Annotated in this window: 7 protein-coding genes and 4 pseudogenes; 7 read left to right on the top strand and 4 right to left on the bottom strand. The window is 69.8% G+C overall.

The genetic code is table 11. From position 1 onward, the window contains the following. The 7 genes and pseudogenes from AC5RWQ_RS07585 to AC5RWQ_RS07555 form a co-directional block, all read left to right on the top strand. On the top strand, positions 1-377 hold a 377-nt coding region (locus AC5RWQ_RS07585; protein ID WP_494282015.1), incomplete at its 5' end, for a transposase. Between the two features lie 178 nt (positions 378-555). Then, positions 556-1,506, top strand: a complete 951-nt coding sequence (locus AC5RWQ_RS07580; protein WP_494282014.1) for a cation diffusion facilitator family transporter — start codon at positions 556-558, stop codon at positions 1,504-1,506. 292 nt (positions 1,507-1,798) lie between these two features. Further along, the gene (locus AC5RWQ_RS07575) at positions 1,799-2,833 is read left to right on the top strand and encodes a lysylphosphatidylglycerol synthase domain-containing protein (RefSeq protein ID WP_494282013.1); all 1,035 of its coding nucleotides are present in this window, start codon (positions 1,799-1,801) and stop codon (positions 2,831-2,833) included. Between the two features lie 202 nt (positions 2,834-3,035). After that, positions 3,036-3,513, top strand: a pseudogene (locus AC5RWQ_RS07570) (NrfD/PsrC family molybdoenzyme membrane anchor subunit); the annotation flags it as partial. A gap of 5 nt (positions 3,514-3,518) precedes the next feature. Further along, positions 3,519-4,470: pseudogene (locus tag AC5RWQ_RS07565) on the top strand (IS5 family transposase). A gap of 153 nt (positions 4,471-4,623) precedes the next feature. After that, the gene (locus AC5RWQ_RS07560; RefSeq protein WP_494282012.1) at positions 4,624-6,804 is read left to right on the top strand and encodes an FUSC family protein; all 2,181 of its coding nucleotides are present in this window, start codon (positions 4,624-4,626) and stop codon (positions 6,802-6,804) included. Positions 6,805-6,813: 9 nt separating this feature from the next. Continuing rightward, positions 6,814-7,020 (top strand): annotated as a pseudogene (locus AC5RWQ_RS07555) (IS30 family transposase); the annotation flags it as partial. A gap of 129 nt (positions 7,021-7,149) precedes the next feature. On the opposite strand, the gene AC5RWQ_RS07550 reads toward AC5RWQ_RS07555, so the two are convergent. From AC5RWQ_RS07550 to AC5RWQ_RS07535, 4 genes and pseudogenes are all read right to left on the bottom strand, one after another. After that, a complete protein-coding gene (locus AC5RWQ_RS07550; protein ID WP_494282011.1) occupies positions 7,150-8,325 on the bottom strand; it encodes a glutathione-independent formaldehyde dehydrogenase in 1,176 nt (391 codons plus the stop codon). Continuing rightward, a pseudogene (locus AC5RWQ_RS07545) lies at positions 8,322-9,097 on the bottom strand (YoaK family protein). The gene AC5RWQ_RS07550 and the pseudogene AC5RWQ_RS07545 overlap by 4 nt, the downstream one beginning before the upstream one ends. A gap of 165 nt (positions 9,098-9,262) precedes the next feature. Next, positions 9,263-10,036, bottom strand: coding sequence for an SDR family oxidoreductase (locus AC5RWQ_RS07540; RefSeq protein WP_494282010.1), 774 nt, complete (start codon positions 10,034-10,036; stop codon positions 9,263-9,265). Between the two features lie 37 nt (positions 10,037-10,073). Then, the gene (locus AC5RWQ_RS07535) at positions 10,074-10,943 is read right to left on the bottom strand and encodes an NAD(P)-dependent oxidoreductase (protein ID WP_494282009.1); all 870 of its coding nucleotides are present in this window, start codon (positions 10,941-10,943) and stop codon (positions 10,074-10,076) included. Positions 10,944-11,389 lie beyond the last annotated feature (446 nt).

The following is an 11,389-nucleotide window of genomic DNA, read 5'->3' as shown; positions in this document are numbered from 1 at the left end:
AAGCCCTCAAGCCCGTCTACACGGCGACCGAAGCCGCCGCCCGGGAACGCTTCGCCGAGTTCGCGCAGGCATGGGGCGGGAAGTATCCGGCCATCATCCGACTGTGGGACCAGGCCTGGGCGGAGTTCGTGCCATTCCTGGCCTTCGACGCCGAGATCCGCACCGTCATCTGCTCCACCAACGCCATCGAGTCCGTCAACGCCCGGATCCGCCGAGCCGTCCGGGCCCGCGGCCACTTCCCCAACGAGGGCGCGGCCCTCAAATGCGTCTACCTCGCAGTGATGAGCCTTGACCCGACCGGGCAGGGCCGCCGGCGATGGACCATGCGCTGGAAACCCGCCCTGAACGCCTTCGAGTGGCCTTCGAAGGCCGCCTGACCGCAGGCCGCAAGTAACCCTCAACAACCCGAGTTACACCGTTCGTTTGACAGACCCCTCCAGGTGAGGTTCATTTTCGACTCAGACCCGTCAGCAGGGCTGCGCACGGAAGTTGGCGGTCGCCGGTGACTGTCGGTTTTGTCCGCCCGGCCGGGGACTGGGCCCATAGCCTGGCTTGATGACCGAGTCGGGCGTGCAGTCGCAGAGCGTCCGTACCGTGATCGTGGCCGGTTCGGTCAACGTCGCTGTCGCCGTGGCCAAGGTGGTTGCGGGTGTGCTCGCGGGTTCGGCGGCCATGCTGTCGGAGGCCGCGCATTCGTTCGCCGATGCCACCACCGAGGTGCTGCTGTTCGTGGCGCTGCGTCGTGGTGGCCGCCGGGCCGACCCCGGGCGCCCCTTCGGCTACGGCCGGGAGAGCTACATCTGGGCGTTCCTCGCCGCGGTCTTCACCTTCGTCAGTGGCGCCGGCTTCTCGATCACCCACGGCGTCCACGTCATCGTGTCGGCCCAGGAGACCGGCGACTACCTCGTCTCGTACGTGGTGCTGGTGGTCTCCTTCGTCCTGGAGTCGGTGTCGCTGACCCGGACGGTGTGGCAGGTGCGGCGCCGGGCCAAGCGCTGGGGCATCGGTCCGGTGAGGGTCCTGCGGCGCACGCCCAACACCACCATCAAGGCCCTGTTCCTGGAGGACAGCGCCGCCCTGGTCGGCCTCGGGTTGGCCGGAGCAGGCCTGGGGCTCGCCGAGCTGACCGGTGACCCCGTGTGGGACGGCATTGCATCAGTCGCCATCGGTGTTCTGCTCCTGGTGGTGACCACCACGCTGGCCCGCAACAACATCTCCCTGCTCGTCGGGCGGGCGGCCAGGGAGCCGGTCCAGGACGAGATCCGCCGGGAATTGGCCGCTCTGCCGAACGTGCAAGGCATCGTGGAGCTGCTGACCCTGCAGCTCGGTCCCGACGACATCCTCGTCGCCGCGAAGATCGATTTCGTCGACCAGGTCAGCGCCGCCGATATCGAGGCCGTGGCCGACGAGGCCGGACGACGGCTCACCGCGCGTAACCCGGCAATCCGGTTCGTCTTCCTCGACCCGACGGGCGCTGCCACGGGCCCGGGGACGGCCTCGTCATGATCCGGAAAGGCCCGCCAAAGCAGACCGAGATCCGTGGGAGCCCGGTCATACGTGCCGTGCTGGCTGGGCGCGACAGAGCTGAAGTCCCGTGAATCGGTAAGACACCGCCGTCACATTGGCGACACTCGCGAAGGACCGTGTACGGGGGAGCGATGAGTCAGGCGTTGATGGGTAGGCCGCCGCGGTGGTCGGGTCGATGATGGCGGGCCCACCAAAGGCAGGCGCGGGCGGGACGACACCGGGCAGGGGCCCCCGCACGCGGCGCCGCAGGCATCTCACGCGAAGAGTAATCGTGTCCGCCGTGACGTTCGCCGTTCTCGTAGCCGTGTTCGTCGGCGCTTTTCCTCGATTCGCCGACTACTCGAAGGCGTGGGCATCGATCCAGAGGATGCCGGCCGCGCACCTTGTCGCGCTTGTCGGCGCGGCAGTGGTCAACCTCGCCGCGGGCGCGTGGCAATTGCAGGCCGTGCTGCCTGGGCTGCGATATGGACCCGCCTTCGTGGTGGACCAGACCTCGTTCGCCCTCAGTAATGCCGTGCCGGCAGGCGGCGCCATCAGTCTCGGCGTCGAGTACGACATGCTGGAGTCCTACCGGTGCGGTAGGGGGGCGGCGGCGAGCGCGGCCGCGATGTCAAGCGGCTACAGCGTTTTCGCCACGCTCGTCATGCCGATCGTGGGAGTCCTGGCGCTGCTGGCCAGCGGCGAGGCGAGATGGCACTATGTGCTGATCGCCGTCGTCGGGATCCTCGGCGTCGGCATCGCCACTTCCGCGTTCGCGGTGATTCTGCGCAGTGAGGACGGGGCCCGCAGGGTCGGGCACCTGGCGGAGCGGCTCCTCAACGCGACGGCGCGGCCCTTGCGTCACCATCGGACGGCCAACCTCACGGGCAAGGTGGTTGACTTCCGGTCGGGCGTGGTCGCGGTCATGAAGACGCGGTGGGCCGCGGTGGTCGCGACGACCCTGTTGCCGCAGCTCACCTCGTGGTCGATCTTGTTCCTTGCATTGAAGGGTCTAGAGGAAGGCGCCCACGACAGCTTCGGGGTGACCTGGCAGGAGTCATTGGCGGCCTTCTCATTCGCGGTGATCGTGACGTTCATTCCGGTCACCGTCGGCGGTCTAGGCACCGTGGACGCGGCCCTGACCGGTCTGCTTACCGCGTTCGGCGCCACCGGGGGCCAGGCTCTCGCCGTGGCCCTCGTGTGGCGGGCCGGGACCTTCGTCCCCCAGCTGCTCACCGGCGCCCTGATGTTCCTGTTGTGGCGGGTCACGGCTGGCCGCAGGCGGCGGATAGCCGCCGAGCGGGCGGGCGAAAAGCCGCCCGGGTGAGGCCGAGGAGACCATCGCGGCGGTCATCCGGGCCTCGAACAGCGCAGGTATCCATGAGCGCCAGACCGTGGTGCAGCGAGCAGAGCTGGGTGGCCCCCGAGTGGGGCTGGGCGTGCCCACCGGGCTGATCGACGGGCCGCTGCCCACCCACTACGAGCCGGCCGAGTCGCCGATCCGCAACACCCTGTACGGCCCGCAGGCGAATCCGACCCGCCGTCCGGCCCGCTTTCACCACATGCTGCGGGTTGCCAAACCCACATCGCCGATGTCGATGGGGACCTGGATTGTCGCCGGGTTCGGTTCCGCCGCCGGGATGGCGGCGGTGAGCGAGTTCGCGTCACGGCTGCCTCCTCACGGCGGGCTGGGCCTGGCCCGTCAGGCGCTACCGCCGGCTGGCCGGGTAGCCGGATTCGCCGCCGCCGGGCTGGCGCCGGCTTTGGCGACCTACCCGGCCGTGCTACTCGCCGACACCGCGGTGCCGTCGTGGCCCGAGGCGTACGCCCTCCTGCCGTACATCTTCGCGGGCAGCGCCCTGGCCAGTGGAGCCGGCGTCGGTCTGATCGCCGCGCCGCTTGCCGAGTCGGGGCCGGCCCGCACGGATCGCCGTCGCCGGTGCGGCTCTGGAGTTGGCCCGTTCACGCCGGCTCGAATGCCGGCTGGACCTGTTCAGCGAGTCCTACCGAAAATGGGTGAGGTCTCCGGTAGATGGTTCAGCGACCAAGCAGAACCTGAAACCGGAGACCTCGTGGACACCCTAGCGGTGACGAGGCGGTTCGACCTGACCGACGTGCAGTGGGCGGTGTTGGAGCCGTTGCTGCCGGCGCCGAAGCGGCCGGGTCGACCGTCATCATGGAGTAGGCGGCAGTTGATCGATGGGATGCGGTGGCGGATCCGGGTGGGCGCCCCGTGGCGGGATGTGCCACCGCAGTACGGATCCTGGTCGGCGGTTTATGCCCTGTTCCGGCGCTGGCAGCGCGACGGGACCTGGCAGCAGGTGCTCACCGCGTTGCAGGCCCTCGCCGACGAGGCCGGGCGGATCACCTGGGACGTCAGTGTCGACTCCACCAGCGCTCGGGCCCATCAGCATGCGGCCGGGGCGCGGAAAAGGGGGATCTACAGGCCGAACCGCCTGGTGGAGTCAGTGTCGAGCCGGCTGATCACGCGCTGGGCCGTTCCCGCGGTGGTTGACCACGAAGCTGCACCTGGGCTGCGAGCAAGGCCAGAAACCCCTCGCCATCGTGCTGACCGCCGGCCAACGCGGCGACAGCCCGCAGTTCATCCCGGTCCTGGATGCCATCCGCGTCCCCCGCATGACCACCGGCCGGCCGAGGACCCGACCGGACCGGGTCCTGGCCGACAAGGCGTACACGTCGAAGGCGAACCGGGCCTACCTGCGCCGGCGCGGGATCGCCGCGACGATTCCGAGCAAGGCCGACCAGGACGCCCACCGGCGTGCCAAGGGATCCAAGGGCGGCCGGCCACCAGTCTTCGACCCGCACCTCTACCAGCAACGTCACGCCGTGGAGTGCGGGATCAACCGCCTCAAGCGCAATCGGGCCGTGGCCACCCGCTTCGACAAACTCGCCGTCCGCTACGAAGCCACCATCCACCTCGCGGCCATCAACGAGTGGCTGTGACCGACTTCGACACAGACCCTAGTCACGGGGCTTCCGTCGGGCGGATCCCGAACAATCTGTCGGAGGTCATCACGGACCTGCCCTTGCCTGGAGAGGATGGGCCTGTCGGAGAACCGCTGTAACGGGGGACCATGGGTGGTTGGGAAGGGCGTAATGGACTGGCTTCGCCGCCGGGACCCGAGCTACCAGGCGATCCGTCGCGCGGTGCGGCTGACGCTCGTGTGCTCCCTGGGCTTCTACAGCTGCCGGTACGGACTTGGCAATACCATCCTGGCGACGTACGCCTTGTTCGGCTCGGTCGCCACCGGCCTGTTCGCCCAGTTGCCAGGCCCCGCCAGCCGGCGTGCGCGCACACTGCTTACGGCATTGCCTTCGGCGTGGGTCCTGATCGCCCTCGGGACCGTACTGGCCGTGAGCACCTGGGCTGCGGCGGCCGGGATGCTGGTCGTCGGATTCGCGGTGGCGTTCGCCGGCGTCGGCGGCCCGGGCCCGCGTGGGCTGGCCAACGCGTTCCAACTCTTCTACATCCTGGCGTGCTTCCCGCCATACGATCCGGGGACGCTGCCGGAGCGACTGGTTGGTGTGACGCTGGGCATCGTGCTCCTCGCCGCCGCCGAGGTGGCGCTATGGCCTGACCCGGCCCCGGTGCGCTACCAACAGCGCGTCGCCGACGCGGCGGAGAGCGTCGCAGGGTTCGTCGACGGGAAGGCGGACGTGCTGGCCGGCGAGGCCAGCGCGGGTACGGAGCTGGTGCGTCGGCGGGATCGTGCGTTTCGTGCCATGGAGCGGGTGCGGCTCGTGCAGCTGGCGCCGACGCAGCGACCGACATCGGCCGGTGCCCGGGATCGGGCGTTGCGGGAATGCGCGGCAGCCCTGCGTCAGGTCCTTGCGTTGGCGCACGGCCTTCCGATCGAACCTGGCGCGGGAGAAACCGACCACGTCGATGTGGCACGGCGGCTACACCAGTGCTCGGCTGCGACCCGTGCCGCTGGCCGCACCGTTCTCGCCGAATCGCCGGCCGTCAGTATTGATGAACTGGACGCGGCCAGTGCGAGACTCGATGAGCGTCTCACGCGTCGAGGCGCCGCCGCACTGCCGCGGGCCCCGGACGTCGCACACCTGCGCCTCGATGCGATGGCCCAGGTGATGGTCGAGCAGGTCCGCACCTTCGCCACGGCCGCGCGGATCGCCGCCGGGTTTCCGATCCGGGCCGACGAGGCGCATCCAGGAGAAGGGCCAGATCTGTTCTGGTACGCACGGGAGAGCGCGCTGTCGCTGTTCTGGCAGCGGTTCCGGGTGCACCTCACGCCGACTTCGGTCTATTTCCAGGCAGCACTGCGGATCGCGGTGGCGCTCGCCGCTGCCCGGGTGATCGCTGGCTCGTTGAACCTTGAGCACGGTTTTTGGGTGCTCCTTGCCACCCTCACCCTCATGCGGACGTCCGCGGCTGACACACGTACCACGCTGCGGCCCGTTTTGGTCGGCACGTTCGCCGGTGCAGCCGCTGGCGGCCTTCTGCTGGTCGTGACCCCCGGGCCCGCGGTGTACGTGCCGTTGCTCCCGATCGCGATGGTGCTGGCTTTCGCCGCAGGTCCGCTGCTAGGCCTCGGCTGGGGGCAGGCGATGATCACGGTGCTGCTCACGTTGGTGTTCGCCCAACTCGCCCCAGCGAGCTTGCAGCTGGCCAGGGCACGCGTGGTCGACGTCGTGATCGGCGCGGGGGTCGGAATCCTCGCCGGCCTTCTGTTCTGGCCGCGAGGCGGCAGCGGACAGCTGCGGCGGGACCTCACCGCCTACCTTGAGCACGCTTCCATCGCCGTCGAGGAGACCGTCGAGGCAATGACGGGCAGGAAGCGACCACGCGAGGGACTCGACGCGGCGCGTCGAGCGATGGTCTTGGCGGACGCCTCCTTCTGCCAGTACCACTCCGAGAGCCACCACCCGGGGATGTCCCACGTGGACTGGGAGGCTGCGCGCGCCGCCGGTAACCATATGGTGCGCGGCGCCGAGTCGCTGCTCAGAGAAAATCCGCCTGGCTCCCTGGCCGTATGGCCCGACGCCGCTACCCCGCTGGCCAGCTTCGCCCGATGGCTCCGGTTCGCGTACGCCGACCTCGCAACGCAGGTGCGGGCCGGCCGAATCACCCGGCCGGTGAGCACGCCATCGCCACCTGAGGACGTCCTCGGCAACGTCCAGGCGATCATCAATGCCGGCGAGCATCGGCGCGAGGTCCTACGCCTGGTCGAGGTCGAGGTATGGCTGGCCGGCCTCTCCGATGACCTCGAAAGGATCAAGGCGCCAGCGGATCAACCGGCGCAGCGCGCGGCGCGGTGATCGGCTTGACGAAGACCGCATGAACGCCCGGCACGATTCGTGGCCTTGGGGCTGCCGATCGATCACCGACCCGACATCGTTGATGTGCGGCAGCGAGTGGGTGGCTGGGAAGGCGATCTGATCGTCGGACGCAACAGCCTGTCCGCGATCGCCACTCTCGTCGATCGAAACAGCCGCCACCTACGCCTGGTTCATCCGCCGGCCGGCCGCAGCGCGTCGCCGAGATTCGCCGTCTCGGCAGGCAGCTCCAACCGGGTGATCAAAGCCCCTACCGGCTCAACCCGGCGACGGCCGGGAGACCGCTGGATAGGGCCAATTTCGAGGCCGGGGATGTCGGATGATGTTTCATGGGTGCAGCACCGCCTTGATCACCCCGTTCTCGCGGCGGTCGAAGCGCCGGTACAGCTCGGGTGCGTCGGCGAGGGTGCCGTGGTGGGTGACGATGACGCCGGGCCGGGCTCGGCCGGAGACCACCAGGTCACGCAGCAGCCGGGTGTAGCGGCGGTCGTGGGTGCGGCCGAACCGGACGGCGATGCCCTTGCCGAAGAGCGTCCCCCATGGTGCGACCAGGTCTTCGTGGGCGGTCGCGCCGGGTCGCGGGTGCAGGTCCTTGTCCGGGTATACCCCGGCGACGCCGATCGCGCCGGTCGGGTTGACCAGCCGTGCCGCGTCGGCGACGACCTGGTCGGGGCGTTCCTGCTCGGGGTGTTCGCGGTCGCGGGCCTGGAACCCGACCGCGTCGATCACCTTGTCGACGCCGCTCAACATCTCCTCGCCGAGGGGGAGCCCGGCTCGTGCCCGGTTTTCCCGGATCTGCTCGACCGGGTCGCCGCGGCGGAAGTCGATTGGGACCGCCCCGATCTCGCCGGCCTTGTCCAGCCGGGCGTCCACGCCGTCCACGCAGTACACGACCCGGGCGCCCAGGATCAGGGCCGAGTACGCGCTGAGCAAGCCGATGGTGCCGGCGCCGAACACGGCCACGGTGTCGCCGGGTTCGGCCCCGGCGAGGGTGGCGGCGGCGTGCCAGCCGGTGACGAACGCGTCGGCAAGCAGGACGAAGTCGTCCTCGTGCGCGTCGCCGGGCTCTCCGGGCACCTGTAGGCAGTTCGCGTCGGCCCACGGCACGCGGAGCAGGTCGGCCAAGGCGCCCCGGTAGGGGCCCATCCCGGCGTAGCCGTACGCGGCGCCCGGCCCCTCGGCACGGGCACGGAGACAGGCCGCGGAGAGTCCCCGGGAGCACATCGCGCAGGTGCCGCAGAACAGGTGGGTGGGGATCACCACCCGCATGCCCGGCCGGACGTTCTGCACGGCGCTGCCCACCTGCTCGACCACGCCCAGCGGTTCGTGGCCGAGCACCAGGCCGGCGTTCGCGCCGGTCCGCCCGTCGTACATGTGCAGGTCCGTGCCGCACAGGGCGCTCGAGGTGAGCCGCACCAGCGCGTCGGTCTCCGCCTCCAGCGTCGCGTCCGGCACCTCCCGCACCGCGACGCTCCGGACATCCTCGTACACCACGGCTCTCATTCGTGCTTCCTCCGGTCGGTGATCCCGGCCCTCCGGCGCCCCAAGCCGGCGGCGACGACTACGACACCCACAACCAACGCCGCCGCCAGGGCGGGCGCCCAGATCGGCGCCACGCGCAGCGTCAACGCGCCGAGCACGGCGCCGCCGAGCAGCGCCAGCAGCCGGGTGACCCCACCAGCGCCGGCGGCGAACCGGTGCGGATCGAGCAAGACGCCCCGGACCGCGCCGGTGCGTGAGCCGGTGAGGTACGTGGTTGCGGCGCCCCGTATCCCGGAGTTGATGGTGACCACGCTCTGTATCCCGCCGCTCGCCACCGAGGCGACAGCGAGCAGCGCCAACCCGGCGGCGTACCCGGGGCGCGCCGCGGCGCTCAACCAGCCCGCCGCGACACCGACCAGCAGCACCGCCTCGACCGCCGCGACCGTGCCTCCGGCGAGGGTTCCGGCGCGAGGTCGAAGACCTGCAGGAGCGTACGGCGGCCCCAGCCTGGTCTGACGCGGCGCAGCGGCAGAGTCCCGCCAGCCACGCCCAGCGCGTAGCCGCCCACCGCCGGTGCCCCGCCCGCCAACAGGCGGGTCTCCGCCGTGGCGACCGCGTGGCCGAACTGCACCAGGTTGCCGGTGATCACGCTGGCGAAGAAGCCCCCGAGTCGGGTCAGGCAGAACACATCGAGGCAGCCGGACGCGGCGGCCAGCACCACCAGCAGCCGAACCACCACCCGCCTGGACAGGACCGCCTCGTCGGCTTGGCCCGCCTCGCCCGGCCCAGTCAACCCCGGCCCCGGATGTCGCTCGTACGACTGCCCTCCTCGACCCAATGCCGGCGACCGACTGCGCGCCAACGGCTTCTTCCCGCAGTCGCGCCGTTCATGCCACCGCCGGGCGATGGCTCCAGCCGGTGGCCCAGGCGAATCGAACCAGGGGACATGGCTGGCCGCTCAGGCTTTGGAAGCCCAGACCTGGGCTTCAAATTCCTTGTCCTGCTCCAGGCTGACCTCGGGACACACGGTCCGGTATGGATGGTGGTCGGCAGGAATCACCTGGACCATGGTGTCGATCATCTCCTGGGGGTCGTACTGGTTGTCGAGATACTCACTGAAGTCGGGCTTTTCCAGCAAGGCGGTCGTGTCAGCCCACCACTGGAACATCGCCTCGACTCCCGTGTCGTTGTAGCCCGTCCGGTGAGGGCCCGGATTGATTGTGGCGACTCGAACACCGCGCGGTCCCAGCTCCATTTTCATTGCCCACGCCAGGGCCTCGATGGCATGTTTGGTCGCGGCATAAGTTCCGACCCACGGCCTGGTTCGGATACCGACAGCCGATGACACCCAGAAGATCTTTCCACTACCCCTGCTGAGCATCTGCGGGGCGAATCCCTGGACAAGCTGCAGGTGACCGAAGACGTTGACTTCGAAGGACCGGCGGACCCGTGCCATGGGTATCTCCACCAGGGAGCCCGCTTCCTGGATACCGGCATTGAGCACGAGAATGTCGACGTCGTAGCCGAGCGCGTGTTGTCGATCGATCTCATCGGTCACGTCGAGTTTGATCGCGTCGAGGTTCACACCTTGCCGCTGTGCCTCGGATCGCAGGTCACGGACCTGGGACCAGATCTCGGCACTGGCAATGACGTGATGCCCTGCACGCGCCAAGCCCAGTGCAGCACCCCGGCCGAGCCCGGTACCTGCTCCTGTGATCAGGATGTTCGACATGTCCCCCTACCTCCTGCCGCCCACCACCAGGCGGCGCTCAATGCTGGAGGGCACGGGTGATCACGGTAACGTCCTCGTCGCCGAGCCCGTGGTCCACCGCCCGTTGCCACTGCGCGGCCAGGCTGCCGGCCACGGCGAACCGGTCGACGTCGACCTCGAGCAGCGCCAGGTTGACGTCCTTGGTCGCGAGGGACAGCGGATACTGCGCCGAATAGTCGTCCCGGCCGATCCGCTGGAGTTTCTCCCCGGCCCACGGCGAGACCAGCGGACTGCCCTGCAACGCGCCCAACACCGCCGCGCGGTCCAGCCCGAGTGCGTGGCCGAACGCGACCGATTCGGCCAGCCCCTCGGCGACGAAGGCGAGCAGCAGGCTGTTGACCAGCTTGAACCGGGATCCGGACCCGGCCGGTCCGACCCAGACGGTGCGCTGCCCGATCGCGTCGAAGACCGGGGCGATCCGGTCCCGGACCTGCTCCGGGCCGGAGGCGAGGATGACCAACTGTCCCTGCTCCGCCGGGCCCCGGCTGCCCGCTACCGGCGCGTCCAGCAGCACGACGTCGGGGCGTTGCTCACTCACCATCCGGGCGATGCGTTCCGTGGCGGAGACGCCGATGGTGCTCATCTGAGCCCAGATCGCGCCGTCCGCCATGGCGGCCAGCATTCCCTGGTCCGCGGCGATGGACATGACCGCGTCCGCGTCGGTCACCATGGTGATCACCACGTCCGCCCGGCGTACCGCCTCCGCCGGACTGTCGGCGACCTCCGCACCCTGCTCGCCGAGGTGACGGGCCGGCTCCGGGCGGCGGTTCCAGACAACCGTGGGCAGGCCGGCCCGGAGAATGTTCGCGGCCATCGGCCGCCCCATGCCGCCGAGCCCGAGTACGGCCACCCGCTGCGTTCCCGCCATCTGACCCCCCGTACTCCTCCTACCCGGCAGCGTAGGTCAGCGTCGGGCAGTGGTGGGCGGAACGACGCGGCTAGGAGCGGACCGGACCGGTCGATACCCACGAGATTGGCACGTTCGACGACGCCGTCGTCGTGCAGATCCGCAGCGCCGCAAGCGGGATCTGCTGCCCGCGCTAGCTTTCACCCAGCAGCATCAACTGGTCCGCCACGCCGTCACCGGCACCACGTGACGTCAGCGGGGCGGCTGAACCTTCAGACATCTTCCACGCGGCCATCGATGTCGCCTGCCCGGGTGCACGTCGACCTGCTCGCGGAGAAGGTCATCGGCTGGCCGCAGGGTGATCGCTTGGCGGGGTCCGGATTACGGCCACTGCGGGGGCGGCAGCCGCCTACGCTCGTATGGCGCCCTGGCAGACCTTCGCGCGCAGAGTCGACTGGTGGCGGTTG

The sequence above is a fragment of the Micromonospora sp. BS32 genome, assembly GCF_059089345.1.
This window is presented reverse-complemented; position numbering and strand designations above follow the sequence as displayed.

Coding starts and splice junctions, on each gene's coding strand:
- AC5RWQ_RS07540 (WP_494282010.1), bottom strand. CDS start 10,036: ATGTCGAACATCCTGATCACAGGAGCAGGTACCGGGCTCGGCCGGGGT.
- AC5RWQ_RS07560 (WP_494282012.1), top strand. CDS start 4,624: ATGGACTGGCTTCGCCGCCGGGACCCGAGCTACCAGGCGATCCGTCGC.
- AC5RWQ_RS07535 (WP_494282009.1), bottom strand. CDS start 10,943: ATGGCGGGAACGCAGCGGGTGGCCGTACTCGGGCTCGGCGGCATGGGG.
- AC5RWQ_RS07580 (WP_494282014.1), top strand. CDS start 556: ATGACCGAGTCGGGCGTGCAGTCGCAGAGCGTCCGTACCGTGATCGTG.
- AC5RWQ_RS07550 (WP_494282011.1), bottom strand. CDS start 8,325: ATGAGAGCCGTGGTGTACGAGGATGTCCGGAGCGTCGCGGTGCGGGAG.